Below are 24,889 nucleotides of genomic sequence, written 5' to 3'. Positions count from 1 at the left end.
AATAATGCATCTCAACCATTGGAACTTTTACATGCTGCGTTGCCGCTCAACCATTTTAATAGTCATTTCGCTGTTGTCTGCCCTCGCGGCTATTGCCCAGCAGCCGGTTCCCCAGCCGGCCAGCGCGCGCTTCCCGAACATCCGGGCCTCGTTGGACGACGGGTTTTTTGTGCTGGCCGAGCAGCAGGCGCGCGGCGTATTGCGCGCCGAGCCGAAAGAGGCCGACAAGCACGAGGCCTCGCTCCTGCTCGCCCATTCGCTGTGGGGTCAAAAGCGTTATTCTGAAATGCTCAACCTGCTTAAAGGCTCTGATGGGAGCCCCGGCCATATCTATTGGCGCGCCCGTGCGCTGTTCGAGCTGAAGCAATACGGCCCGGCCGTCAAGGCGCTCGACGAAGCAGGGGACGTGATGGCGGAAAGCCGCTACGTCCCTTCGGCGCTGCGGCTCAAGGCGCGCATGCTGCAGTCTTCCGGCAAGCTTAAAGAGGCTGAAGCCGCCTGCCTTCAGTTTGCCGATGCATTTCCCAGCCACTCTGAATGGACGGCCAACCAGTTTGAGCTTGCCGAAATCTATACGCTCCAAAAACGCCTCCCGGAAGCGATCGGCGTCTATGAAGGGCTGGCGGCGCAAAAGAGTGCAAACGTTGCTCAACGCGCGCAGCTCAAACTCGCGCATGTCCTCTACACTCAGGGCGCCGCCGAAAACTTTGAAACCGCCCGGGGCCTGCTCAAGGGCTTGGCCTCCACCAATCAGACGCGGCTGGCCTACCGCATCGATGCCTACGTCGATCTCGCGGCGCTAGAGGAAAAGGCCGGGAAGCAAAAGGAGGCCGGCGCTGTGATGCGCCAGGCCATCAGGCTTTCGCCGGATGCCCGCCAGCGCGTGCCCCTCAAGCTGGCCTTGGTCCGCCTGTTGCTGCGCGAAAACAACACCGCCGATGCGCTGAAGCTGCTCGAAGAGTGCCGCGCCGAGGCACCGAACGAAACCGTGGCCGCCGAGCTCCAGCTCGAAAAGGCGCGCGCGTTGCTGCAGGCCCGTCTCTATGACGAGGCCAACGAAGCCTATCAGGTCTATCTCGACGTTGCATCCGACCCCGCCGGCCTGGCCCAGGCCTATTTCGGCAAGGGGCTCGCGCTCTGGGAGCTGGAGCGCTTTACGGAGTCGGCGTCGGCGCTCGATAAGGCGGTCAAGGAGCTCAAGACTCCCGGCGACCGGGCGGATGCGCTCTTTAAAGCGGGCGATTCATTCTATCAAGCCGGTAAGTTCGATGATGCCGAAAAGCGCTACCGCTCGTTCGTCACCGACTATCCCGCGCATGCAAACGTGCCGAACGCCCTCTACCAGCTCGGCCGGGCGCTGGCGCGCGCCGGACGCCGCGCCGATGCGCTCGCCACGTTCCAAGGGCTGGAGGCCGATTGGCCCGCCTCCGAGTTTTCCGAAAAGGCGGCGCTGCAGGCGGCCGATGTCCTGCTGGCCGGCGAGCTATGGGAGGATGCGCTGGCCAAATACACCGCGATCGGCCAAATCTACACCAACAGCACGGCGGCCGTACTCAGCCAGCATCAACGCGGACTTGTGCTCTACCGTCTTGGCCGCTATGCCGATGCACAACTGGCGTTCGAGGCTGTTGCGTCCGGCCATCCGGACAGCGAATTTGTGCCGCAGGCCTCCTACATGCGCGGCTTCTGCCTCTATCTGCAAGGGCAGGTGGAAGAGGCCGTCAACACCTGCCAGGCCTTCATCAAAGCCTATCCCGATTCGGAATGGACGCCGGAAGTGATCTTCTGGCTGGCGGAGCAATATTTCAACCAAGGCGCCTACGCCGATGCCGAGCCGCTGTTCCTGCGCATCGCGGCCGATTTCAAGGGGCACAAGCTGGCTTCGCGTTCGCTGTACTGGGCGGGGCGCGCCGCCTCCGCGGAGTCCAACTATGTGAAGGCCATTGAGCGCTACAGCGAAGTGGCCAAGACTTATCCCGAAAGCGAGATCCTTCCGCAGACCCGTTTTGCCCAAGGTGACGCCTTGACCGAACTCGGCGAATTCGCCCGTGCTGTTCTGGCCTTCGAGGAAATCATCAAACACTATTCCGAAAGCTATCTCGTCAACGCCGCTTGGGGGCGCAAAGGCGACTGCCAGTTTTCGCTGGCCGTCGACGCACCCGCGCGCTACGCCGAGGCGCTGAACTCCTATCAGGCCATTCTGGACCGTCCGTCATCGCCCATGGCGCTGAAGCTGCAGGCCGAATACAAAATCGGCCGCTGCCTCGAAAAAACCAACGTGCCCGACAAAGCGTTCAGCCGCTACATGAACGTGGTCTACACCTTCATCAATGAAAACGTCGAGCGGTCGCCCTACAGCGTGATGTGGTTCACCCGCTCCGCCTTCGGCGCGGCGGCGCTCAAGGAAAAGGAAAAGGCCTGGCTGGAGGCGGCGCAGGTCTATGGCCGCGTGCTCGAAGCCAACGTGCCCGCGCAGGAAGAGGCGGCCAAGCGCATTGAAAAAATAAAAAAAGACAACTGGCTGCTGTTTGAAGAATCAGCGGAGGCAAAGTAATGTTGCTTCGCAACGGAATTTTGAATGTCGATTTTCGGTTGCAGAATGGCGGAGCTCTGTCGGCGTTGGCCTCTTATTGCAAGGAAGCGCCGCAGACCCGAAAATCGGAAATCAAAAACCAAAAAACGGCAATTTATTGGAGAGACCTATGTGGGAACTGATGGTTAAAGGCGGCCTGATCATGTGGCCGATTCTAGCATGCAGCATTGGGGCGGCGGTGCTGTTCCTCGAACGCGTATTCCATTTGCACCGCGCGCAGATCAAGCAGGACGATTTTCTCAGCGGCATCTACACCATCGTCAACCGCGGCAACACTGCCGAAGCGGTTTCGATCTGCGATCAAACGCCCGGGCCCGTGGCGCATATTGTCCGCATTGGCTTATTGCACGGCGACGAAGAGGCGGATGAACTCAAGCAAACCATCACCAAGGCCGGTCTCTCTGAAATCCCGCGGCTGGAAAAAAATATGGGCGGCTTGCTGACGGTTGCGCAGGTTACGCCACTGTTGGGGCTGCTCGGCACCGTGATTGGGCTGGTGCGCGTTTTCCTGGCGATGGAGCAGCAGGCGCCGTTGGCCGAGATCGGCGACCTCTCCGCCGGCATCTGGCAGGCGCTGGTAAGCACTGCCGTTGGGCTCTGCATTTCCATTCCCGCCTTTGCGGGCTACAACTTTCTGCTCAGCCGCGTGGAGACGATCACTTTGAATATGGAGCTCGCTGCCGAAGAGGTCTACCGCTTCTTGGTGTACGACCGAATCAAGCCAGCGGACATCAAAAATGAAACCGTTTGACCCCCATCGGAAAAGCCAGCAGCTGCGCCGCTTCAAGCCGACGCGCAAGCCGGCCGGCGCGTTCACCATCAGCGTCGCCTTTTGCGACGCCGCTTTAATGACGCTGGCCTTTTTTTTGGCCGTATCGCCGTTTGTCCTGCAACCGGGCATCAACATCAGCCTGCCCGCCTCCTCCTTCACCGGTGGCGCGCGCTTTGGTTCAATGGTGCTTTCCATCACGCGCGGCGGCTGGTTCTACTTCAATGATGAGCGGCTGGACGCCGACCGTTTGCGCGTCGCGCTTAAGGCCGCCGCATCCGGAAGTCCTGACGCGCCGTTGATCATCGAGGCCGACGAGCGCGTGGCCCACGGAACCGTAGTCGAAGCATGGAACGCTGCGCTTGAAGCAGGCATTCCTGAAGTGTCCATCGCCACGCGCATTTCGGCGGTCGAGGGAAGCGTTCCATGAGCAGGAATCCCAGTCGCCGCGCCATCGAACTGGCGCTGTGCTTTGCCGTGATGATGCACCTGCTGCTGTTCATGGCCGTGCACCCCGCTACGGAAGGTCTTGCCGCGGCATCACGTCCGCCGAAAACGAGCTATCTACCTCAGTCCGGCGGTACTCTCTCGATGTCTGGAGTCGCAGTGCGCACTATAAAGTCGCCGGTAATTTTTTCGCTGCCGTCGGGGATGGGTTTCAGTCGCGAGCTGCAGCGTCGGGACGTGCGGACCCGGCTGACGTTTTCGCAGCAGGTGCAATCCGAGCATTTTCTGAATGTTGCGCCGGTCGGGCCGGGATATGGCGCGCTGGTCGTTCCGCAGGAGCTGATGTTGACGGCCAAGGGCGGCTCGGCGCCGAGCCTGCCCGATGCTGGTGTTGAGTCACTGGAAAAAAGGCCTTCCGCCCGTCGCGTCAACCTTGCGCCGGAACTCATGGCGCGCCTTGTGGATGGCGTTGTGCTTCCGCCGGAGTTGAACCAAGAGGTTGAGGTTCCATGGGAGGTGCGCGCATCAGTCACTGTCTCGGAGCAGGGGGCGGTGAAGCATGTCTTTCTCGACCAGCCGCTGGAATCGGCGCCGCTCAACCAACGGGTGCTGCTGCTGCTCTATGGCCTGCACTTCAAGTCCGGCGGCCCCGTCGAAGGCAGCATCGAGATCTATTCGCCGGAATCAAGTGCAAACGGGGGGGCGAAATGATCTCGCTTTCGCTCTGCGCCATTCTGGTTGTTTTTGTCTGCTTTCCGTTGGTGGTTACGTTTGTGCTGGCGTTGTACTACAGCTTGCGCAACCTGCACCACCCCACGCGCGAAAAGGAAAGCATCTACGAATGCGCCAACTGCGGCCACGTTTATGCCTTCGCTCGGAACCGTCCCATGGATCGCTGTCCGCGTTGCGGCAATCTCAACGAAGCTGTGCGTACCCAATAAACACAAAGTCGCAAAGGGCTCGAAGCTTCGTGGTTTTGGAGCCTTTGTGTTTAATGCTCAGGTGAGCGGCCCGCCAGGCTGGTCGTGAATGAGGGTGTTGACGGGGTTTGAATCTGGTTCCGGATGGTCGGCCATGTAGTGAAGGCCCCGGCTTTCCTCACGTTGTTCGGCTGAGCGAATGACCAACTCGGCTACGTCGGCAATGTTGCGCAATTCCAATAAATCGGAAGTGACGAGGTAGTCGCCGTAGTATTGTTTGATTTCCTGGCGCAGGTTGCGGATGCGGGCGCGGGCGCGGGCGAGGCGGCGATCGGTGCGTACAATGCCGACATAGTCCCACATCGCCGTGCGCACTTCGTTCCAGTTATGCTCTACCACGACGGCTTCATCGGAAGAGACGGCTTCGCCGCATTTCCAACCGGGGATGGCTACGGCTTCATTAAACTGCTTCCAAACGCTAGAAATTTCGAGTGCGGTTTCGTGCCCGCAGACAAGCGCTTCGAGCAACGAATTGCTGGCGAGGCGGTTGGCGCCGTGCAGGCCGGTGCTCGCCACTTCGCCGCAAGCGTAGAGGCCGGGCAGGGCGGTGGTGCCGTTGACTTCGGCCACGACGCCTCCGCAGGAATAGTGGGCGGCGGGAACAACCGGAATGGGATTCTTGGCCATGTTGATGCCGTAGCGCAGGCAGGTGGCATACAGGTTGGGAAAGCGTTCGCGCAGGAACGATTCAGAGCGGTGCGTGATGTCGAGATAGACGTACGGATCGCCGTGCTTCTTCATCACAAAGTCAATGGCGCGAGCGGTGACGTCGCGCGGGGCGAGTGAACCGCGTTCGTCGAAGTCGGCCATGAAGGTATTTCCCCGGATGTCCTTCAGTTCGGCGCCTTCGCCGCGTACGGCTTCGGAGATGAGGAACGATTTGGCCTGCGAGTGGTAGAGGCAGGTGGGATGGAATTGAACAAACTCCATATTGCGGACCGGTAGACCGGCGCGCCACGCCATGGCCACGCCGTCGCCGGTGGCAACGTCGGGGTTGGAAGTATAGGGGTAGACCTTGCCGAGGCCTCCGGTGGCCAGCACGGTGCAGGCGGCATGGATCGGGAAAATTTCGTTGGACTTTTTATCCAGAAAGTAGGCTCCGACGCAACGGTTGCCTCTGGAGTGGCCAATCCATTCCGTGGTGACGAGGTCAACGGCCATCAGGTTTTCGCGGACGGTGATGTTGGGGTTTGCGCGGGCGCGGACAATGAGCACCTGCATCACGGATTGGCCGGTAATGTCGCCGGCGTGCAGTACGCGGCGGAGGGAGTGGCCTCCCTCTTGGCCTAGGTCGTATTCGTTTTCCTTGCCCTTGTGTTTGCGCTGGTCGAATAGAACCCCCAGCTTTTCGAGCTCAGCGATGCGCTCGAACCCGCCTTGAACAATCTGGCGCACGACGTCAGGGTTGCCTAGTCCATTGCCGGTGCCGAGGGTGTCTTGAATGTGCGCTTCAACCGTATCGTCGGCATCGACTACGCAGGCGATGCCGCCTTGGGCGTAGAAGGAGTTGCACTCGGAGGCATCGACCTTGCTGGCCACCAGCACGCGGCCATGTTTGCTGAGTTCAAGCGCCGAGGTTAATCCTGCCAGTCCGGAGCCAATGACGAGGAAATCGAAGCGGGTTTGGGTGTTGTTCATGGGTGGTTTCTTTTGGGGTTGCGTGATGATTGATCCGTGGGGCGTGATTGTTTCAAGGGTTACGTCTCACGTCTTCTTTTTCTTCTTCAGCGTTGGCCTTGATCTTCGCGGCCTGTGCCTGACGGGTTTGCTGGATGAACGCGGCCTTGGCCGGATCCGTTTCGTTTGCCAGCTGTTGGTCAAACATGATTTCGGTTTCGGCGACTTTGGCTTTCATCTTGGAGTTGATTTCTGCGAGGGCTTTCTTTTGCCCGTCGCTCAGTTCGGCAGATTCGCCGCCCAGCCGCTCCATGGCCAATTCATATGCATTTTTCATCCCACTCATGATTCCCTTTAATTCAAAAAATATAGATGCCGAGCGGAAGAAGTTCAACGGTTTAGCGCGCCTGATTTTCATGTTGTGGGTGATTTTTAGTGAGGGGCCGGATTTGTGATTGCTTTCTCCACAATCGATTATAGAATTTTCGCCATTCATTCATAGCGTGTTCATGGATCGTCACGGACGTCACGGGATGTCCGGAATCCGAATGGGTCGGGGCTGGCATGGGGCGATGAATGGGGGAAAAGAGACAGGAAAATGGAAACTAGACTGTATGTGGGGAATCTCTCCTACAATTCCACGGAAGGCGACATCGAAGAGCTGTTCAAGCAAGCGGGAACCGTCGTCAAGTGCGAGCTGATGCTCGATAAGTTCACCAGCCGTTCGCGCGGATTCGCCTTTGTTGAAATGGGTTCGCCCGATGAGGCCAACAAGGCGGTCGACATGCTCAATGAGCAGGACTTGGACGGACGCAACTTGCGCGTCAACATTGCCAAGCCCCGCGAAGAGCGCCCCCCGCGCCGTGAAGGCGGTGGTGGAGATAACCGTGGGCGCGGAGGCGGTGGAGGAAATCGCGAACGCTACTAAGCCCGATCAGCACATTCATGCAAAAAGCCCGCTCTCCGAGCGGGCTTTTTCGTGCAGTACAACGGGATAATTAACACCCGTTCGCAAACTTACTTAAGGCACAAAGAACACGAAGAGCTGCTGATTTATTGCTTTTCTTAGAGGCCTTGGTGCCTTCGTGTTATATTTCTCCTATTGGCTCAGCCGCAGGTGATGCCTTCCCACAGAATCCACGGGCCGCCGCAACCGGCTTCGACGCCTTCCTTGTGGTATTTCCCGCAGCCGCCCCATTTGTTGTGGGGCTCGCCTTGGTCCGGCGTGCCGTCGGCTTCGATGGTGCTTTTGGCAATGATGGACTGGAGCAGGCGCGGTACTGGGTCGGACAGTTCAACGTGTCCGCCTTGCGGGCCGAGGAACAGGTTGCCGGTGCGCTTGCCGCCCTTGACCTCTTCAAGATATTCCGTGCCGGCGGTGAGACCCATGCCCTTCGGATCTTCCATGCCGCCGTGCGCGTGTTCGGCAATGAAGCCGTCGCCGCACAGCTCGGCCAGCTCGTCGAGCGTCTTGTCGCCGGCAGTGAAGTAGGTGTTGGTCTGGCGCGGCATCAGCGGGCGTTTCCAGCTCTCGCGCTTGCCGTTCGACTGGCGCGCAGCTGGGCCGTTGATGTCGCCGACGAGCGACGAGATCAGATCGTTCATCGGCGAGGAGAGTACGCCTTTGTCCAGAATAACTTGCGGACGGGCAATAAAGCCCTCGTCGTCGAAAAAGTGCGTGCCGTTCACGCCGTACGGAGTCTTGCCCATGGAAAAGACGCCGGCGTTGTTGATGATCGATGCCTGCTCGTTGCCGACGAGCGTTCCTTTTTTACGGAGTCCCGGCGCGCAGCTGCGGCCGAGGCGGCAGGTGTCGCCTTCCTGCGTATGGCCGAAGGCTTCGTGGGCAATCACGCCGGTCACATCGGGGCCGCTGATGATGCGGTAGCGGCCGGGCTGAATGTGCGGCGCGTTTTCGAGCTTTACGGCAGTTTCAACCAGCTTGGCAACCACGGCATCGTCGATGGAAATGGCGGCTTCGGCGCCGGCCATGCCGCCGACAATGTCGCGCACGGTTTTCCCCGACGGGGTGACGGCGTAGAGATAGTACAGGCTGGAAAACAGCGACTGCGACATCATGCGCGTGCGGTCAACAAACAAGCGGCTCTTCACTTTTCGGCGGATCATTGTGCCGGCGGAGGCGAGCTGGTCGCCCCCGGCTTTCTCGATAGCCTCTTTCAGGGCGCGCGAGCGCTGCGTGGTTTCGGTTTTGCTCAGCGACTCCGACATCGACGGATCGTAGGCGCTTCCAAAATGTACGGGCGTCTGGGCTGTGGGCAGCGAACCGCCGCTCAGAATTTGTGCGCGAACCGGTTCGGCAAATGCATCGAGCGGTTCTTCGCTCCAGCCCAGCGGGGTGTAGACTGCGGGGGCGGTTTGCTGGTCCAGATAGGCCAGCGCTTCTTTGCGCAGGGTTTCCGCTTCCTTTAGCAAGACGGCTTCGTCGAAGCAGTTGGTTGCATATTCAAAGTTGCGGTGTCCGGCAAGAATGCGCAGCACGAGCCCGCGGTCGGCGGTTATGCTGCTGGTTTCCGTGCGGCTCACATTGCTTTGGAACTGGTCGAGGTCTTCGAGCGTTGCAAAAGCATAGAGGCGCTTTTTAACGCCGGCTTCCAGGGTTTGGACCAGTTTTCCAAGCATTGGAAAAAAGGCGGCGAGCTCGTCTTTCAAGGGGTAAGGAATCGTGTTCATGCGTTCTCTCCTTTGGTTTGTCCGGCCATGCTGACGCCTCGGGTGATGAGCATGGCGTCGGGGCCTCGATAGCCCAGCGCCGGCGAGTAGCTGCTTGGGGGCGAGCTGACGTTGCCGAGCGTTGAAGAAAGCCGGCATCCGGTAAAGTTTTCTTTCAGGTTGCCCGATACAACGCCGCCTTTAATCAGTGTTACGCTTCCGTCGGCGGCGATGTGGCGCCCGAGCTTGATCTCGGAGCTCCAGGTCAGCTTTTGGGAGTCGATCAGAAGCGATGAAAATTTGATCACCTCGACATATTCGGTTCCTTGCAACGCATCCGGCGTCAGGGTGCCGGCCTCGACCACGAGGTTGCCGCTCAGGCCGTTGGGCTCGAGCCCGAGGTATTGGCCGAAGCGGTTGCCGACGATGCGGTCGACGACCTTGTTGTTTTCAATCAACGCGCCGGCGCGGGCCGGCATGCCGTCGATGGCATAGGCGGCGGAGAGCGCCATGCAGGGAATCGTGGGGTCGAGCTGCAGCTGCAGCGCGTCGCCTTCGCCTCCGCCAAAGCGGTCGCCCGGCTGGAGGAAGGGGAGTTTGAGATATTCGTTGGAGCAGTTGAGCTGCATCACCACGGCTTCAAGCATTTGGGAGAGGGCGTCTTTGCCAATCAGGATCGAGGCGCTGCCCGAGGTTTCGGGCTCCTCGCTGTCTCCAAGCACTGCGACCTGCAGAGCGCATCGCTCAACAAAGTCGGCAATATCAAGGTCGGCCGCCGCCACCGAGGTGTCGTGCTCATGCACTTCCTTGTCGTTTTCGTTGCCTGCTTTTTCCATCGCGGCTTCCAGATAAACATCGCTTTGCTCGACTTCGTAGGCGAGCCCTTCGGAACTGGTCAGTGCGCTGATGCTGTAGTTTACAAAAAGTTCGGCCGAATTCAGCCGGCATCCATTCGCGCGGGCAAAGGCCTGAGTGAACTGGTTCTCGATATCCTCCATCACGGCTTCCGGATTGTCGCGGAGCTGCGGGTCGCACGTTTCCACCGGCGCCGGCGGAATGGCGGGTGGACCGGCCAGCGTCCAGGCCTGGTTTTGGCTGCCGCGGGAAAGTTCGAGCGCTTCTTCAAGCTGTTCGGCAATCGGCCGGAAGGGCATCAGGTCGATGAAGGCGGTGCCGACGTGGTTGGCGTCCTCGCCGGGGCTGTAGACCGAAAGCTTGCAGTCCTCGCCTTCGACCCGCCGGCTCTGATGGCAGGCGAGGGCTGTGCCCTCCGGCGATGCAAACAGGCGCTGATGGCTCCGCGAAGCTGTTGCGTTCAAGCTCCATCCCCGCAGCGTCCCCGATTCAACCAAGGCGGTCAGCTGCGCCGTGGCTTCCGATAAAAAAGATTTCTGGTCCATGGTTTCTCCTGAAAGTTGAGGTAGACGATGCCTTTCTCCAAAACCGTTGTCGAAATAAAATAAGCGGCGAGTTGGAGCGGAGTGGCAGGAGGGAGGTGACAGAATAATTAAGCACAGAATAATTTTTACACTTCCTTCGTTCGGAATCATTCTGTCTAAACTAATTCTTGGGTTGAGAACTTCATGCCATGTAAACATATTATCTGGGACTGGAACGGGACGCTGTGGGACGACACGTGGCTGTGCACCGAAATCAATAACCACATGCTCCGGCGCAGGGGGCTTCCGGAGATTTCGGTCGAAACCTATCAGGCCAAGCTCTGCTTTCCCGTTTCGGACTATTACTGCCAGCTCGGCTTTGATTATCAGGCAGATCCGTACAACCAGCTTGCAGAAGAGTTTATTGCCGAGTATGAGCGCCGCCGGTTCGAATGCGATCTTCAAGAGGGCGGGCGGGAGCTGATTGAATTTTTGTTTGGGCGCCAGGTTCCGCAAGCGGTGCTGTCTGCCTACCAGCAGGAGGCGCTCCTGCAGGCGGTTGACTACTTTGAGTTGGCGGCGTTTTTTGACGACATTGTCGGCCTCAACGACATCTATGCGGCCGGCAAGGTGGAAAACGGAAAAGCCTACATGGCCGAGCTCGGCGTTGTTCAGGAAGAGGTGCTGTTCATCGGCGACACCCTGCACGATTTTGAAGTGGCGCAGGCCATGGGCGTAGAGTGTGTTCTCGTCGCCAACGGCCACAACAGCCGACCGCGGCTCGAAGCGTGCGGCGTGCCGGTTTTCGACTCGTTGCTCGATGTCCAGAATCATATAAGTGAACGGATTGGTTAGTTTAAACGGAGGCTAAGACATGAAGGTTGTTGCATTCAACGGGAGCCCGCGGAAGGGCGGAAATACGGAGCTGCTGCTCAAACGCGTGTGCGGGCGGTTGGAAAAGCATGGCATCGAAACCGAGGTCGTTCAGCTGGGGGGCAAGCCGGTGCGGGGATGCCTGGCCTGCGGAAAATGTTTCGAGAATCAGGATCAGCAATGCATCATTAAAAACGACCATATCAACGAGTGCATCGCCAAAATGATCGAGGCCGATGGCATTCTGCTGGGCTCGCCGACCTACTTTGCCGACATGTCGACCGAGATGAAAGCGCTGGTTGACCGCGCCGGCTATGTTACGCTGGCGAACGGCAACCTGCTCAAAGGGAAGGTCGGCGCCGCGGTTGCCGCCGTACGGCGGGCGGGTTCGGTGCATGCCATTAACTCCATGAACCATTTCTTCACCATTTCGCAGATGGTCATTCCCGGTTCCAGTTATTGGAACATGGGCTATGGAACCGCTCAGGGCGAAACGGCGCACGATGTGGAAGGGCTGCAGACGATGGATAACCTCGGCGAGAATATGGCTTGGATTATGAAGTGCATCGAAGCTTCAAAGGGAGTCGTTCCCGCGCCTGAAACCAACACCGCCGAGCAGATGAACTTTATCCGCCTCGAAGGCGAATTCTAATTCGCAAGCCGAAGGGGCATCATGAAGAAAACCGAAATGCGCGGGAAGGCCGGAAGAGCAGCCACCGATTAACATGGATTACTAGATTACGGGACTGACCCTTTCGACGCGCTGGTTGGCAAAATTCAATTCATGTATCCTAAGAATAGCAAGAGAGCTACCACTAATACTGCGGTATAAGGGTAAAATTTTTCATTTCTAAAGAGGGCGATGAGCGCGAATACGAAGGAGCTAAAAATGGATAAAATAATTACCAGTCCGAATTGCATCCCATAGAATATTGTTTTCGGTGACATGAAACTCGAGATCGTTCTCGTGAGCCCAGTCGATCAACTTAGATACCTCTTCCATCGAGACCGCACCGGTTTCCCATTGATTCTCTCCTTCAGCGATCCGGATGTGGGCCTGCCAGCCAATGCCGTCAACCCGTAATCCCTGATCTCGCAAATAAACAGGACGAAGGAGGCTACCCGTTTGATGACGTAATCGAGGTGCTGTTGTTTGTTCATTGAGTCCTCTTGTATTTGAACGATTGTTATCTCTATGCTCATAAAGCCAGACCTATTCTTCGAAGACCGACGTCCTGAATCACCGGACTGTGCAAATGACTTTGCCCTAAAAATCGAGCGTTGTCACAGTACGGTGAATTCTCTGGTTAGGCTTTGGTTGAGCTTGCCTCATAGTTTCTGATATTCCGGTTAATGATTAGTGGAGGCTTGAAGCAGCGCTTTCAGCTTTGAGGGGGTTTTCGTGTGAAAAATGCGCACGCCGGCATCGATAAGTTTTATCCAATCCTCCTCGCCACCCTCTGCATGTGTTTCCACAATAAAGCCTGTATCGGTGGCATATCGAATCAGATCGAGCGACTGCTCGTTTGTAGGGACGGCTTTGTTCAGCTTAATTTCGATCGTTGAGGAATCAAACCGCGTCTTGATGTCATCGACCTGTTTTTTCGAAGTGACCTGAAACATAAGTGTATGTTTGGCAATGACACCGCCCTGTTTTCTGTAAATATCATAAAATTCCGCATCTCGGTAAGGCACTCGAAAGATGATTCCCTCAAGGGCGTTGTGATCAGTCACTAACTTCATAATGTCAACAAAATGCTTGCTGACTCCTGGTTTCATATCAGCTTTGAATACCGTGCGCCCTTTGCCTTGCTCTAGAAATTCTTCGAGGGTTGCAATTCGTTCTGGCGACAGGCTGCGATCCCGGTATCGCTTGTGAAGAGCCTTTAGTTCAATAAGGGTCATATCAGATACTTTCCCCACACCAGAAGTTTCTCGATTGATTGTCGGGTCATGAGCCATCACAAAGTGACCGTCCTTCGTTCTCTGGATATCCGTCTCGAAAAGCTCGTAGCCCTTCCGCTGGCTGTTTGTGATGTTGACTACAGAGTTCTCCGGTGCCTTGTCTGTTTTGTCGTTCTCATAGCCTCCGCGGTGAGCCGCGATAAAAACTATCGAGGAAGAGGGATCAAGAAGATCTTTTAAGACGGGGTTCGCGTGTTCGGAACTAGAAGTCACACGATCCATCTGTCCAATCGCGATCACTGTGATGCAACACCACCAGACCAAGCATAATTTTATATGTTTTCTCATAATCATTTCTCAGATAATTTCTTATAGATATTCTATGAACGTTTGAGATGAGGCTGAGTGCAACTGATGTCGACCTAATCGACGGGCGTTGTCACGATAGCCTCAATTGACTGGTTGGCATTTTTTATTCTTCGTAATAGGGATACTGTTCGGGATTTGGTCCGATTCGTTCTAAAACTTGCGGTACTTCAATTTCTGAATCAGCTTTTAACGAACGCATTTTCCTGATTTCAAATATCCAGTCATCGCCAAAATCAAATCTATAATACAGCTTCTTTTCTCCAAGAGGCCAAATGTCCTTCAATAGAGTTTTGTCGAAATAATCTTCTTTCGCTGCCCATCCGTCGGCACTCGTTAGACAAATTCGATTTGCCCTCGGCGAAGGGCTGTTTGCTGTAAAGTATGTAAACGGATGATCATCATCGAACTTCACGGCATCTTGTATTCTGTAGTGTAGATCATACAAAGATTCAGAATCATCCAGCGCAATAATGCGTATGCACTCCTCTTCAAGATAGGCTCCGTATACGCATTCAATTTTGAGTTTTATTATCATGTTCTTTCTGCTGCCAACGTTTCATGGTGAGGGGCGACGAAGGCGTCACTCTCCACCTTCTTGTTAGACTAGTTTTTCTTTAAATTGTTCCAGTTGAGAAATGATCCGCTTAAGTTCCTTGGCAAGATCTCCGGTGTCAAATAAGACAAATGTTCCGTATGACAATGATACTTCGGTTCCCTGTTCAGATATCTTGAATGACAGTTCCAGCGGGATTCTTTTAGTTGTTATTGCCAATGCTGAACCCGACTTCAGAAGGTGAAGCTGATTTCCGTTCTGTTCATGGATATAGAAACCTCTTCGCAGGAAAAACTCCGCAGTAAGGGATAAGTTCAGCTTAAAGGGTAGGATTGATGATTTTGGTTTCATATTATTATCCAAGTCAGACCCTATGGCTGAAGTTGATTCCGCCGCGGTCGTTGTCTTGTTAAAAAAGATGGCGTACCCGCGAACGAATCGCGGGCGGATCCGGTCACCACCGGATCCATTAACAACCTAAACCATAAGGAATACGCCAGATCAGGGGTCAGTCCTTGAAATTTAACATTATCTGCTTCAGCGTCCATAACTCACCCTTGGTTGCGCTCTCCATTAATTTAATGTTTCTCGAAACACTGCTCGGATGCCCCATCGTTATCTGCACAACGTTAAAGCTCAGCCGCTGTGCCTTGTGCTTTGCCTGACTCAACGGGCGTCTTCACAGTAGGCTGAAGCTTCTGGGGTTATTTTGATTTGGGTGGTGGGAAGCCGAACCATATAGATTCGACACATTTCTTCTCATCAAACATGAAAATGAGGTTCTTGTCCGGGTAGTTGATCTTGTACTTGTCGTATTCATCATGGTGGTACAGTACGTGTGGTGCATCACCAGTAAACCACTTCTCTACTTCTTCTTCCGCCGTGTAGTTCCCGTATAGCTTGGTCACCTCGGCCATCGGCGTGCCGACCTTCACGCCGAGAGGGGTCTGACGGTTCGAGCCTTGCTTGATTATATATTGAATAACCTTCTCATCGAGGACGGTCACACTGAGGCCCTGATCGGGATACTCGTGTGTTGAGTGCACAATCTGTCTTGGCTCGCCCAGCTCTTTGCTAAGATCAGACTTCGTCATACCGATCAGATCGGTTTGTTCTGGAGTGGTACAACTTTGAGATGTATCTGTACTTGTGCAACCCAATAGACCGAAGACCATCACTGGAATCATTAGGATATTGATATTCTTCATTTTTATATTTCCTCTTTAATTTTATGAGCCCAACGTTAAGCCTGACCTGCCGTGCGCATAAACGTTGACCGGATCGACGGGCGTTTTCACGGTAAGGTCAAGGCTCTGGTTCGCCCGATTTTTTTTACCGCATTTTATCGAAGTATTGATTCAGCATTTGATTGAGTTCTTCTTCGGTGTCGGCCTCACATGACCACGGTGCGGGTAGTGTATAGAGTTGATTATTGGTTGGGGGTTCCACACGATAAGTATTTGCCTTAATGTCAAAAGCCTTGCTCCCTCTAGTTACCGCAACTCTACCAAATCGCGCGACTAGAGCTTCTTCAAGTTCATTTTTAAACGTGGCATACTCGTAGGTGGCTGGAACAAAACTCTCCGAAAGCTGAGCTTTCACATTATCGTCGGGATACTCAGGGAAATACGTATCAAAACACAGAACACCGACATCAACATCACTGTCTTTTCTTACATTGACACGATTTCGATATGAACCTTGGGTGAAGACCTTTATATTTCTATTTTTTAGCTTCTCACTAGCTTGTATTGCTTGACGGATTTGACGTTCAGCATTTTCAGCTCGTTGTTGCTCTGTTGTACTTGGCCCTTGCGACCATGTCGTGAAAATAGATTCCCAATCTCTACTCATAGTTTTCTCTTATTTTAAATCCGCTAACAGTGTCATCAGTGGAAAATTTTCCATATATGACCCTTATGGGATGGACTCATTTTCCACATATGACCGTATTAAAGGGGTAAACATGGAAAATAGCCCGTTTTGCTTTCCACATATGACCCAAGGTTAAAACATTTTCCACATATGACCGCATTAAAGGGGCAAACATGGAAAATGGACTTTCTTCTTCTCTCAATCATGTTATACTTAATCAGTATTTTTTAGACAGAGTCATATTCATGGAGAGAAGCATGGAAAACAAGAAAAAATTCAAGCCCGACCCAGATCTTAAGCTCATGGAGCAGGTGCGGGAGGTTTTGCGATATCACCATTATGCTTACCGGACAGAGCAGACCTACTGCGACTGGATCAAGCGTTTTCTAAAATTCTATGGAATGAAGCAACATCCAAAGGATATGGGCGCGGCAGAGGTGGAGCGCTGGCTGAGCCATCTGGCGAGCGAGGGCAAAGTGGCGGCCTCGACGCAGCGGCAGGCGTTGAATGCGATCATCTTCTTGTATCGCGAGGTGCTGGACATCGAACTGGGGGAAATCTCGCCGATGCGGAGCAAGAAGCAACGCAAGCCGCCAACGGTTCTGACACAAAACGAAGTTCAGCAGGTACTGCGCAGCATGGAGGGAACGCATCGGCTGATGGCGCAGCTGCTGTATGGATGCGGCTTGAGGCTGATGGAGTGCATCCGACTGAGGATTCAGGATATCGACTTCGGCCAAGGTCGCATTTTCGTGCGTGGCGGTAAGGGCGGGAAAGACCGGACGGTGGTGTTGCCGGAGTCGGTGCGATCGCTGCTGGCGGAACATGTTGAAAAGGTGGCGGATCTTCATGAGACGGATCTGCGTGCAGGGTTTGGCGAGGTATATATCCCCGATGCGCTGGCGCGGAAATATCCGAACGCCTGCCGCGAGACCGGCTGGCAGTATGTTTTCCCGTCGAAGAGCCGTTCGATCGATCCGCGGTCTGGAAAGGAAATGCGGCACCATGTGATGGAATCGGGGTTGCAGAAGGCGGTCAAGGCGGCGGTGCGGAATGCGGGAATCGTCAAGCGGGCGGGATGCCATACGATGCGGCACAGCTTTGCAACGCACCTGCTGGAAAACGGCGTCAACATACGCTTGGTGCAGGAACTGATGGGCCACAAGGATGTGAAGACGACGGAAATCTACACGCATGTGATGAACAAGGACATCGATGCGGTGAAGAGCCCGCTGGATTTGCTTTAGGAGCATGCCGGGGAGAATTCAGACTAATCCCTAATAAAAGGTTCTTCGCAGAATTTAGTGGCAACGAATGAAGGAAAAGCAACGAATGTTCCGGCAGGTTGGGCTCGTTGAGATGAGGGATTCCATGTGTACTGGTCAGTGCTTTTCCCTTGTTAAAGTCCCGTTTTCGGCCCATTGGATTCGTTGCAAACACTCGTTGTCGATCCACGCGCTGCGAAATCGATCATCGCACCATAAAAACCTGCGTAGGGCCTAATGAAAACGGCACTTTAGACGCACTGGAATGACGTGCGGTCAACTCACCCTGGAGGTGAGTATCGGCAGTAGTGCAACTCCTTCACTATTAGTGATGATTAGTGAAAAATAGTGGTTCCATTTTCTTTTCAAGGTTAAACCGACAGCAGCTCCTGCACGTCGTTCCAGGTGAGGGATGAGCTGATGTCGCCGTCTTTCTCGAGGGTGGCGTCGATGACGCTCTTTTTCTTTTGCTGCATCTGCAGCACCTTTTCTTCGACGGTGTTTTTGGTGATGAGCTTGACGCTGTAGACGGTGTTTTTCTGGCCGATGCGGTGCGCGCGGTCGGTGGCCTGGTCTTCGACGGCGGGGTTCCACCATGGATCGAAGTGGATCACCATGTCGGCGCCGGTAAGGTTGAGTCCGCTGCCGCCGGCCTTGAGGCTGATGAGAAAGAGCGGGATGGAGCGGTCGGAGTTGAAGGTGCGCACGCGGGTTTGCCGGTCTTTGGTGGAGCCGTCGAGATAGCAGTATTTCAGCTCCCGCGCTTCGAGCTCTTCACGGATGATGGAGAGCATTGAGGTAAACTGGCTGAAGACGAGGATGCGGTGGCCGGCGTCGAGCGCCTCGTTTACGAGCTCGAAAAACAGTTCGAGCTTGGCGGAGGGATATTCGCTCTTGAGGTTCGGCAGTTTGAGCAGATCAAGGTGGCAGCAGGTTTGCCGCAGCCGCAGCAGCACCTTGAGCACCTCCATGCGGTTTTTGTTGAAGCCCTGTTCGCCGCCGAGATCGTTGATCTTGCGCTTGGCGCTTTCGAGCAGCTGTTTGTAGACCTTGGCTTGGTCGCCGCTCAGCGTGCAGTGGGCGACGCGCTGGATCTTATCGGGCAGATCCTTGGCGACATCTTTCTTGAGGCGGCGCAGGAGGAACGGGTGCAGTTTGCGGCGCAGCTTGATTTGCGCCAGCTCAGCCTCGGGCCCGCCGTTTTGGATCGGCAGTTCATAGTTTTCGCGGAAGGCCTTGTAATGGCCGAGGTAGCCGGGCATCAAAAAGTCCATGATCGACCAGAGGTCGGCCACGCCGTTTTCGATCGGCGTGCCGGTGAGCACCAGCTTGTGGTGGGCCTGAATCTTTTTAACGGCGGTCGAGTTTTGCGTGGTGCGGTTTTTAATGTGCTGCGCTTCATCGAGGGCGGCGACGGAAAAGGTATGCTTCAAATATTCGTCAAGGTCGCGACGGATAAGGGCATAGGAGGTGATCACCAGATCGCTGTCGGCCACGTCGGCCCACAGGCTGTGGCGGTCGGCGCCGTGCATCTTGAGCACGCGCAGGCCGGGGGTAAACTTTTCGGACTCTTCGGCCCAGTTTTCGACGAGGCTGGTGGGGCAGATGATCAGCGCCGGGGCGCCCTGCGCGGCGCCGTTTGCGCGTTGGAGCTGCAGCCACGTGAGGGCCTGCAGGGTTTTGCCCAAGCCCATCTCGTCGGCGAGGATGCCGCAGAAACCTCGTTTTTCCAGGAAGCGGAGCCAGTAGACGCCGTCTTTCTGGTAGTCGCGCAGCGTGTCTTCCAAGTGGCCCAACGGAACCGGTTCGACTTTGGAGTCGCGGTTTTGCGCCTCGGCCTTGGCCGTCCATTCCGGCGCGGTCTCGAGGTCAACGCCGTCGAGCGACAGGAGCGACGACTGGACATAGGCCGCGTGGATGTCGTTCATCTTAAAGGTGCCGGGTTTCTCGCCGGCGCCGGTGGCGCAGTCGCTGAAGACTTCGCGCGCGGTTTCGATGGCGTCGATGTCGAGCAGGATGGTGCGGCCTTTCTTTTCGATGAAGGCCTCGCCCATGTTGATGGCGCGCTGGATGTCGGCGTCGTCGAGGCTTTGGCCTCCGGTGGTTTCGTAGTCGTAGCCGACTTCGAAAAAGCCGGAGCTGGCGGACGAGTTGACGTGTACGACGGGCACGGTGGTTTCGGCCTGGTCCATGAAGGCGCCGGCCATGCCGTCGAGGTCGATGCGCCAGCCGAGGCGGCGCAGGCGCGGAATGCCGCCCCCAAGAAAGTTGAGCACTTCGCGGTTGCCGCGGATCTGCCGGAGCATGTCGCCGCGGTGTCCGCGGAAGCCGACTTCGGTGATCACTTCGAGCGCTTCCTTTTCGGCGTCCATGTTCCGGATTTGGAATTCGAGCAGGTCGTCCTCGGCGGGAATTGAAAAGCTTCCGAGCGCTTCGTCGCGCCCGGCAACGAGCTGGACGATGCCGTATTCAGCATAGAGCGTGGCGGAGAGCACGCTTTGCGTGCCGTCGATGACCAGCCTGTAGCGCGGTTTGGCGAGACTGAGATGCATCATGTCGGGCGTAATGTTGCTTTTGACCTCCATGAGTTTTTCGAGCATGGGGAGCTCTTTTTTCATGAAGGACGGAACGGCGTTGTGCGGAATGCGCACGGGGGCGTCGTAGATGGCGCGCAACGGGCCGGGCAGCACTTTTTCGAGCTTGGTGAAAACCCCGCCCTGCAGCGCCCAGCCGTTGCCTCCGCTCACCACAAAAGCTGGTTCTTCAACACCCGCTTCGCTCAAGGCACAAAGATCACTAAGTTTCGTGTCCTTTGTGCCTTCGTGTTTTAATTCAGCTGGGCAGGAGTGGATGGAGAGCACCAGCTCGCCGGTTTCCTCGTCGAGCTGCATGCGGACGAAGGTCGGGGTGATGCTTTCGTCGACCATCAAATAGTCGTCGCGCCCGCCTTCATAAATTGCCGTGCCGCCGCACAGCTCCAGAATATTGATGAAGTCGGAGAGGGTGGCGGTCAGCTTGCCTTTGGCGGGGCCTTCGGAAATATCTTCGAGCACGAAAAGGAGGTTGTCGTCGGCCTGGCTCAGGGCGAGCGGCGTTTTTTTCGGGAATTCGTTCAGCGGATACGTGGTGCCGACGGCGGTGACGGCGCAGCGCAGCGGCACTTCGCCGCTGGACAGGCGCTCGCGCCAGCTCTGCTTAAGCGTAATGCGCAGCTGGGCCGGAACGCCGTTGGGGTCGCGGGCGTGGTAGGCGGAATCGTCGAACGAGGCAAGGCGGTCGGCGCGCCGCTTTTCCTCCGCCATTTTATCGACCCGCATCGGGTCGGAGTAGAGGCGCACCGCTTCGAGGCCGATCGCGACTAGGTGAGCGCAGATTTTTCCTTCTTCGCGGTTTTCGCGGCAGGGGCAGTGGTTTTCGACGAAGCCGTCTTTGAGGATCTCGAATTTGCTCCGCATCCCGCGGATGCCGATGGAAAGCTGGCCGGTGACAAACGGCGGGTCGAATGTTGCTTTGTCGACCTTGCCCTTTTCAAAGAGGGTCATTCCATCGCGAAAGGTGCGTTTGCCGGCCCAGTCTTCGAGCGTTTTCTGTGTAAATGGTACGTGCATAGTATAGTGATTCGTGAAAGTTGATGCGTGATTCAATATTTCGCAACGAGCCATCACGCTTCATGTTTCACTCGTCACGGTTTCCGTAAAGCGGAGGTTTTAGCACAGGCGGTAAGGCGGTTCCAATCCTTGGAAAGCGCCGATTGATGAAGTAGATTGATGAGATGACGAAAATGAAACCCATCCAAGCGGCTTTTTTTGGCCTGCTGACCGTCCTGCTGGGCGGTGCGCTGGTGTGGTGGCTGCTGGGGCGGCCGGCGACGGGGATCGACGACGCCGACATCTTTTTGGTCTATGCCCGCAACTTTGCAGAGGGCCACGGCTTTGTCTACAACGTGGGCGGAGAGCGTGTGGAGGGTTTCACCTCGATGCTTTGGACATTGATCTGTTCCGTCTTCTGGCACACTTGCGCAAGTGTGCCGGTTCCGCTTTTGCTGCTCAACGTGTTGTTCTGCGGCGCGGCGGCGGCGGCTTGCCTGCGCCGTACGGAACGGCCGGTGCTGTATTTGGCGCTGCTGGGGGCGTCGCCGGCCTGGTTTGCCTGGTGCCAGACGACGCTGATGGAATCCGGACTGTGGTGCCTGCTGGTCACGCTGCTGGTGTTGGCCGTGGCGGAGCGGCGCACGGTGGCGGTTTGCCTGTTGCTGCCGCTGCTGGTGCTCACCCGTCCAGAGTCGATAGCGTGGGGCGCGTGGGCGTGCCTGATCCTTGCTTTTAGCAAAGGGTGGAAGTCCGCGCTTTGGCCTGCGGCGGTATTCGGGGCATCGTTGCTCGCGCTGGTTGGCTTCCGGCTTTCCTATTTTGGCTACCCCGTGCCCAACACCTACTACGCCAAAGTGTCGCCCGATCTGTTTTCCAATATCTGGAGCGGACTGGGCTATCTGTTCGGCTATGCGTTCAGCAATCCGGCGGCGCTGCTGGCCTTGCTTTTTTTGTGCGTGGTGCTGGCTAGGCGCGGGCCGGGATTCTGGGTTGCGCTGGCGCTGCTTCCGGGGCTTGGTATTCCGGTGCTGGTGGGGGGCGACCATTTCGGGGCCTACCGCTTTTTTCAGCCGCTGTGGCCGCTGCTCTGTTTGCTGGTTGCGCGCGAGTGGCTGCAATGGTCCTCTAATTTCTGTCCACGGGTGATGAAGACCGTGCCGGTCGTGCTGTTGGCGGTCGGGTGGCTGCTGTTTCCTGCCACGGCCAACCTGGAGCACGAGTTCAGGATTGCGAGGGAAGGGCGCGCGAACGGGGAGGCGCTGACGGCCATGTTCAGCGATTTGGCGGATTGGCCGACCGTCGCCGTGATTACGGCCGGCGGGAGCAAGCTGGCTTATGCGGGAACCGTACAGGATTTGATGGGGCTCAACTCCACCGAAATGGCGCACGCACCAGGGCCGCACACGGGCTTTAAGAATCATACGGGGTTCAGCAAGGTTGTCTTTTATCGTTGGATGCCCGACGTGCTGCTGTGCGGCGATTCGGCCGAATTTGATGCGCTGGTGCTGCAGGGGCTGCACAGCGAACCGCGTTTTATGGAGCGCTATGAAAAGCGGGCGCTTCGTCGCAACGGGCGTGAATTGGATGCATATTACCGGCGCGGCTTTCTGGCGGGCCTTGGAATTCAAGCGAAGGAATAAGCGGAGATGCTGAGACGGATATTAAGATTCAGACGTTGGAAGACGGGCTTCTCTATCCTGATTGTGTATGGAGCTGTATCGATTACTTACTATCTCTTGCCGTGGAAGGTGAGGGAGCCGGTCTACCGACGCGTGCCGAAGATTGACCGCGCATTGCAGCGCAGCGGATTCAGAATTTTTCAGGGCTGGGATGGGCTGGCGTTGTTCGGCCGAGATGCGCAGGCGGAGCTGGAAAGAAAAGGGCGCGGCGACCATGTGTACGGCGGTTATCCGTCGCAGGGGTTCCAGTTTTGGGGCAAGGCGGAGCGGCTGGACAACCGCGGCTACACGGTGGGCTACAGCGAGTCGATGCGCAATCCGCTGTGGTCGGCATACCGCGTATTTGATGTGCCGCGGCTGTCGTCCGGCAAACGCCCGTCCGGCTTCCCATCGGATGCGCGCACCCGCGCAAAGGTCGTGCAGGGCGACTATACCCACTCCGGCTTCGACCGCGGGCACATGGCGCCGAACTATGCCATCGCCACGCGCTACGGCGAACAGGCCCAGAAGGAAACCTTTCTGATGTCCAACATTATCCCGCAGACGCCGTATGTGAACCGCGGCATGTGGAAGGATCTCGAAATGCACGTTGCCAAGCGCTACGGCCGCTATTTTGGCGAGGTCTGGGTGATCTGCGGGCCGGTCTTTGAAAAAACGGTTGAAAAACTCGACTCCGGCGTGCCCGTTCCTTCGCACTACTACAAGATCATCGCCGACGAGCACGACGGGCGGCTGCGCGTGCTGGCCTTCCTTGTTGAAAAACGCTGCCCGCCCTATACTCGCATCAAAAAGCGCCTCGTAAGCATCGACGAGATTGAGCAGCGCACCGGCCTCGATTTTTTTCCGGAATTGCCGGAGCGGATGCAGCAGGAGCTCGAAGCCGAACCGGCCTCCCGCCTTTGGCCATGGATGGTTTCTGCGGTTCGTTATTATTTTGGTGGACGTCTCAACCCAGAAGCACCTTGAAGCCCTGCTGCGGAGTGTGTTTTAATGTCGCTTTTACGGGGGATTTAAAATGGATATTCGCGCTTGGTTGAAGGGTCAGAAGATTTCGGCGGAGGCCTATGATGCCGACACCTTGTTGGCCCATTTCTTGGATGAAATGGAAAAAGGGCTCAACGGCGAGGCCAGTTCACTGGCCATGATTCCCGCCTATGTCGGCACTGCCGGGCAGGTTCCAGCCGGCAAACCGGTGGCGGTCATTGATGCCGGCGGCACGAACCTGCGCATCTGCATTGCTCGCTTTAACGAACAAGGTAAAATCGAACTTTCCAATTTCACCAAGCAGGCGATGCCGGGACGCGACCACGAAATTTCCATCGTCGAATTCTATGGCGTACTGGTCGATGCGCTGGAGCCATTGAGAGACGAGTTTGAAAACATCGGCTTCTGCTTTTCCTACCCCGCCGCCATTATGCCCGACTTTGACGGGCGGTTGCTGCACTGGACCAAAGAGATCAAGATTCCCGAACTGGTCGGCAAGCACATTGGCGCCGGGCTGATCGATGCCCTGGGAGAACGCGGCATCTTCGAAAAGAGGGTGGTGGTTCTGAATGATACGGTGGCCTGCCTGCTGGCCGGACTTGCGCAGGGACAGGCCTTTTGCGCCTCCTCCTATGTCGGCTTTATTCTCGGCACGGGCACCAATACCGCCTATGTGGAGCAAAACGAAAACATCGGCAAGCTCGATGGCTACCTCGGCGCCGGTTCGCAGGTGATCAATGTTGAATCGGGCGGGTTCGCCTCGTTCAAGCGCGGCGCATTAGACCTGCAGCTCGATGAGCAAAGCGAGAATCCCGGAGGGCATATTTTTGAGAAAACCATCTCGGGCGTCTACATGGGGCCGATTACGCTGGAGCTGCTGCAGGAGCTGGCCTCGGAAAATGTTTTTTCCAACGCCGGCGGTGCAGCGCTCTCCATCATGAAAGACCTCTCCACCATCCATATCGACAATCTGGCGGCAGATAATGGCCGCGACACCGGCGTACTTGAAAGCGAGGCCTTTACGGATGGCGACCGCGAAATCATGAAAACCGTTTTCACTGCGGTGGTCGACCGTGCGGCGCTGCTCACGGCCGTCAACTTGCTTGCTTCGGTGGTTAAGAGCGGCGCCGGGCAGGATCCGGAGCATCCGGTCTGCATCAACATTGACGGATCGACCTACTACAAAACCTATCAGCTCGCCGACAAAGTGCAGGCGCATTTGAAAACGATGCTGAGCGAACGCGGCCTTCACATTCGTTGTATTCAGATTGAAGATGCGCCCGTCGTTGGCGCCGCCATCGCCGGCCTTACGACGTTTTAATGTTGTTGCCGCCGGAGGCG

At 56.4% G+C, this 24,889-nt stretch carries 22 protein-coding genes; 12 read left to right on the top strand and 10 right to left on the bottom strand.

From position 1 onward, the window contains the following. Positions 1-4 precede the first annotated feature (4 nt). From SCARR_RS17905 to SCARR_RS17885, 5 genes are all read left to right on the top strand, one after another. A complete protein-coding gene (locus tag SCARR_RS17905) occupies positions 5-2,554 on the top strand; it encodes a tetratricopeptide repeat protein (RefSeq protein WP_168433413.1) in 2,550 nt (849 codons plus the stop codon). A 148-nt stretch (positions 2,555-2,702) separates the two neighbouring features. Continuing rightward, on the top strand, positions 2,703-3,344 hold the full coding sequence (locus tag SCARR_RS17900; RefSeq protein ID WP_136063024.1) for a MotA/TolQ/ExbB proton channel family protein: 642 nt from the start codon (positions 2,703-2,705) through the stop codon (positions 3,342-3,344). After that, on the top strand, positions 3,331-3,792 hold the full coding sequence (locus tag SCARR_RS17895; RefSeq protein WP_136063023.1) for an ExbD/TolR family protein: 462 nt from the start codon (positions 3,331-3,333) through the stop codon (positions 3,790-3,792). The genes SCARR_RS17900 and SCARR_RS17895 overlap by 14 nt, the downstream gene beginning before the upstream one ends. Further along, positions 3,789-4,520 (top strand): hypothetical protein, encoded by a 732-nt coding sequence (locus SCARR_RS17890; protein ID WP_136063022.1) that lies wholly within the window; start codon positions 3,789-3,791, stop codon positions 4,518-4,520. Before SCARR_RS17895 ends, SCARR_RS17890 begins: the two co-directional genes overlap by 4 nt. Continuing rightward, on the top strand, positions 4,517-4,750 hold the full coding sequence (locus SCARR_RS17885; RefSeq protein WP_136063021.1) for a hypothetical protein: 234 nt from the start codon (positions 4,517-4,519) through the stop codon (positions 4,748-4,750). Before SCARR_RS17890 ends, SCARR_RS17885 begins: the two co-directional genes overlap by 4 nt. Before the next feature lie 57 nt (positions 4,751-4,807). On the opposite strand, the gene nadB is transcribed toward SCARR_RS17885, so the two are convergent. Both nadB and SCARR_RS17875 read right to left on the bottom strand, forming a co-directional pair. Then, positions 4,808-6,427: an L-aspartate oxidase gene (nadB, locus tag SCARR_RS17880; RefSeq protein WP_136063020.1), complete on the bottom strand. Its 1,620-nt coding sequence runs from the start codon at positions 6,425-6,427 to the stop codon at positions 4,808-4,810. Between the two features lie 52 nt (positions 6,428-6,479). Continuing rightward, complete coding sequence (locus SCARR_RS17875; protein ID WP_136063019.1) at positions 6,480-6,902, bottom strand: hypothetical protein; 423 nt, start codon at positions 6,900-6,902, stop codon at positions 6,480-6,482. A gap of 102 nt (positions 6,903-7,004) precedes the next feature. Between SCARR_RS17875 and SCARR_RS17870 the strand changes: the two genes are divergently transcribed. Next, entirely contained in the window at positions 7,005-7,334 is a 330-nt protein-coding gene (locus SCARR_RS17870; protein WP_136063018.1) for an RNA recognition motif domain-containing protein, read from the top strand. A 179-nt stretch (positions 7,335-7,513) separates the two neighbouring features. On the opposite strand, the gene SCARR_RS17865 is transcribed toward SCARR_RS17870, so the two are convergent. Beyond that, positions 7,514-9,097 (bottom strand): metallopeptidase TldD-related protein, encoded by a 1,584-nt coding sequence (locus tag SCARR_RS17865; protein ID WP_168433412.1) that lies wholly within the window; start codon positions 9,095-9,097, stop codon positions 7,514-7,516. After that, a complete protein-coding gene (locus SCARR_RS17860; RefSeq protein WP_168433411.1) occupies positions 9,094-10,476 on the bottom strand; it encodes a metallopeptidase TldD-related protein in 1,383 nt (460 codons plus the stop codon). The genes SCARR_RS17865 and SCARR_RS17860 overlap by 4 nt, the downstream gene beginning before the upstream one ends. Positions 10,477-10,659: 183 nt before the next feature. Here SCARR_RS17860 and SCARR_RS17855 point away from each other — a divergent pair, with 183 nt between their 5' ends. Next, complete coding sequence (locus tag SCARR_RS17855) at positions 10,660-11,310, top strand: HAD family hydrolase (protein ID WP_136063015.1); 651 nt, start codon at positions 10,660-10,662, stop codon at positions 11,308-11,310. Between the two features lie 19 nt (positions 11,311-11,329). Further along, positions 11,330-11,980, top strand: a complete 651-nt coding sequence (locus SCARR_RS17850) for a flavodoxin family protein (RefSeq protein WP_136063014.1) — start codon at positions 11,330-11,332, stop codon at positions 11,978-11,980. 698 nt (positions 11,981-12,678) lie between these two features. Here SCARR_RS17850 and SCARR_RS17845 read toward each other — a convergent pair. The 5 genes from SCARR_RS17845 to SCARR_RS17825 all read right to left on the bottom strand — a co-directional run bounded on the left by SCARR_RS17845 (position 12,679) and on the right by SCARR_RS17825 (position 16,009). Beyond that, positions 12,679-13,581 carry a glycerophosphodiester phosphodiesterase family protein gene (locus SCARR_RS17845; protein WP_168433410.1) on the bottom strand — a complete coding sequence of 301 codons (903 nt, stop codon included), beginning with the start codon at positions 13,579-13,581 and terminating at the stop codon, positions 12,679-12,681. Positions 13,582-13,705: 124 nt separating this feature from the next. Continuing rightward, the gene (locus SCARR_RS17840) at positions 13,706-14,137 is read right to left on the bottom strand and encodes a plasmid pRiA4b ORF-3 family protein (RefSeq protein ID WP_136063012.1); all 432 of its coding nucleotides are present in this window, start codon (positions 14,135-14,137) and stop codon (positions 13,706-13,708) included. 63 nt (positions 14,138-14,200) lie between these two features. Further along, positions 14,201-14,506: a hypothetical protein gene (locus tag SCARR_RS17835; RefSeq protein WP_136063011.1), complete on the bottom strand. Its 306-nt coding sequence runs from the start codon at positions 14,504-14,506 to the stop codon at positions 14,201-14,203. A gap of 353 nt (positions 14,507-14,859) precedes the next feature. Then, complete coding sequence (locus tag SCARR_RS17830) at positions 14,860-15,363, bottom strand: hypothetical protein (RefSeq protein WP_136063010.1); 504 nt, start codon at positions 15,361-15,363, stop codon at positions 14,860-14,862. A 124-nt stretch (positions 15,364-15,487) separates the two neighbouring features. Next, the gene (locus tag SCARR_RS17825; protein ID WP_222846360.1) at positions 15,488-16,009 is read right to left on the bottom strand and encodes a nucleotidyltransferase domain-containing protein; all 522 of its coding nucleotides are present in this window, start codon (positions 16,007-16,009) and stop codon (positions 15,488-15,490) included. A 278-nt stretch (positions 16,010-16,287) separates the two neighbouring features. On the opposite strand from SCARR_RS17825, the gene SCARR_RS17820 reads away from it, so the two are divergent. Beyond that, entirely contained in the window at positions 16,288-17,277 is a 990-nt protein-coding gene (locus SCARR_RS17820) for an integron integrase (RefSeq protein WP_136063009.1), read from the top strand. A 389-nt stretch (positions 17,278-17,666) separates the two neighbouring features. On the opposite strand, the gene SCARR_RS17815 is transcribed toward SCARR_RS17820, so the two are convergent. Beyond that, a complete protein-coding gene (locus SCARR_RS17815; protein WP_168433409.1) occupies positions 17,667-20,903 on the bottom strand; it encodes a DEAD/DEAH box helicase in 3,237 nt (1,078 codons plus the stop codon). A gap of 164 nt (positions 20,904-21,067) precedes the next feature. Here SCARR_RS17815 and SCARR_RS17810 point away from each other — a divergent pair, with 164 nt between their 5' ends. From SCARR_RS17810 to SCARR_RS17800, 3 genes are read left to right on the top strand one after another with little or no spacing between them, the layout of a single operon-like run. Then, the gene (locus SCARR_RS17810) at positions 21,068-22,525 is read left to right on the top strand and encodes a hypothetical protein (RefSeq protein ID WP_136063007.1); all 1,458 of its coding nucleotides are present in this window, start codon (positions 21,068-21,070) and stop codon (positions 22,523-22,525) included. A 6-nt stretch (positions 22,526-22,531) separates the two neighbouring features. Then, entirely contained in the window at positions 22,532-23,530 is a 999-nt protein-coding gene (locus SCARR_RS17805) for a DNA/RNA non-specific endonuclease (RefSeq protein ID WP_136063006.1), read from the top strand. Between the two features lie 49 nt (positions 23,531-23,579). Continuing rightward, a complete protein-coding gene (locus tag SCARR_RS17800) occupies positions 23,580-24,869 on the top strand; it encodes a hexokinase family protein (protein WP_136063005.1) in 1,290 nt (429 codons plus the stop codon). The last annotated feature ends 20 nt before the right edge of the window (positions 24,870-24,889 follow it).

It is taken from the genome of Pontiella sulfatireligans (assembly GCF_900890705.1).
Classification (GTDB): Bacteria; Verrucomicrobiota; Kiritimatiellia; order Kiritimatiellales; family Pontiellaceae; genus Pontiella; species Pontiella sulfatireligans.
Note: the sequence above shows the minus strand (reverse complement) of the source record. Positions and strands in the feature narration are given on the sequence as shown.

Excerpts from the sequence above, each read along its gene's own strand:
- SCARR_RS17850 (WP_136063014.1), top strand. The coding sequence starts at position 11,330 with ATGAAGGTTGTTGCATTCAACGGGAGCCCGCGGAAGGGCGGAAATACG.
- SCARR_RS17895 (WP_136063023.1), top strand. The coding sequence starts at position 3,331 with ATGAAACCGTTTGACCCCCATCGGAAAAGCCAGCAGCTGCGCCGCTTC.
- SCARR_RS17840 (WP_136063012.1), bottom strand. The coding sequence starts at position 14,137 with ATGATAATAAAACTCAAAATTGAATGCGTATACGGAGCCTATCTTGAA.
- SCARR_RS17830 (WP_136063010.1), bottom strand. The coding sequence starts at position 15,363 with ATGAAGAATATCAATATCCTAATGATTCCAGTGATGGTCTTCGGTCTA.
- SCARR_RS17905 (WP_168433413.1), top strand. The coding sequence starts at position 5 with ATGCATCTCAACCATTGGAACTTTTACATGCTGCGTTGCCGCTCAACC.
- SCARR_RS17860 (WP_168433411.1), bottom strand. The coding sequence starts at position 10,476 with ATGGACCAGAAATCTTTTTTATCGGAAGCCACGGCGCAGCTGACCGCC.
- SCARR_RS17900 (WP_136063024.1), top strand. The coding sequence starts at position 2,703 with ATGTGGGAACTGATGGTTAAAGGCGGCCTGATCATGTGGCCGATTCTA.
- SCARR_RS17820 (WP_136063009.1), top strand. The coding sequence starts at position 16,288 with ATGGAAAACAAGAAAAAATTCAAGCCCGACCCAGATCTTAAGCTCATG.
- SCARR_RS17865 (WP_168433412.1), bottom strand. The coding sequence starts at position 9,097 with ATGAACACGATTCCTTACCCCTTGAAAGACGAGCTCGCCGCCTTTTTT.
- SCARR_RS17825 (WP_222846360.1), bottom strand. The coding sequence starts at position 16,009 with ATGAGTAGAGATTGGGAATCTATTTTCACGACATGGTCGCAAGGGCCA.
- SCARR_RS17810 (WP_136063007.1), top strand. The coding sequence starts at position 21,068 with ATGACGAAAATGAAACCCATCCAAGCGGCTTTTTTTGGCCTGCTGACC.
- SCARR_RS17875 (WP_136063019.1), bottom strand. The coding sequence starts at position 6,902 with ATGAATGGCGAAAATTCTATAATCGATTGTGGAGAAAGCAATCACAAA.
- SCARR_RS17885 (WP_136063021.1), top strand. The coding sequence starts at position 4,517 with ATGATCTCGCTTTCGCTCTGCGCCATTCTGGTTGTTTTTGTCTGCTTT.
- SCARR_RS17855 (WP_136063015.1), top strand. The coding sequence starts at position 10,660 with ATGCCATGTAAACATATTATCTGGGACTGGAACGGGACGCTGTGGGAC.
- SCARR_RS17845 (WP_168433410.1), bottom strand. The coding sequence starts at position 13,581 with ATGAGAAAACATATAAAATTATGCTTGGTCTGGTGGTGTTGCATCACA.
- nadB (WP_136063020.1), bottom strand. The coding sequence starts at position 6,427 with ATGAACAACACCCAAACCCGCTTCGATTTCCTCGTCATTGGCTCCGGA.
- SCARR_RS17835 (WP_136063011.1), bottom strand. The coding sequence starts at position 14,506 with ATGAAACCAAAATCATCAATCCTACCCTTTAAGCTGAACTTATCCCTT.
- SCARR_RS17805 (WP_136063006.1), top strand. The coding sequence starts at position 22,532 with ATGCTGAGACGGATATTAAGATTCAGACGTTGGAAGACGGGCTTCTCT.
- SCARR_RS17800 (WP_136063005.1), top strand. The coding sequence starts at position 23,580 with ATGGATATTCGCGCTTGGTTGAAGGGTCAGAAGATTTCGGCGGAGGCC.
- SCARR_RS17815 (WP_168433409.1), bottom strand. The coding sequence starts at position 20,903 with ATGCACGTACCATTTACACAGAAAACGCTCGAAGACTGGGCCGGCAAA.
- SCARR_RS17890 (WP_136063022.1), top strand. The coding sequence starts at position 3,789 with ATGAGCAGGAATCCCAGTCGCCGCGCCATCGAACTGGCGCTGTGCTTT.
- SCARR_RS17870 (WP_136063018.1), top strand. The coding sequence starts at position 7,005 with ATGGAAACTAGACTGTATGTGGGGAATCTCTCCTACAATTCCACGGAA.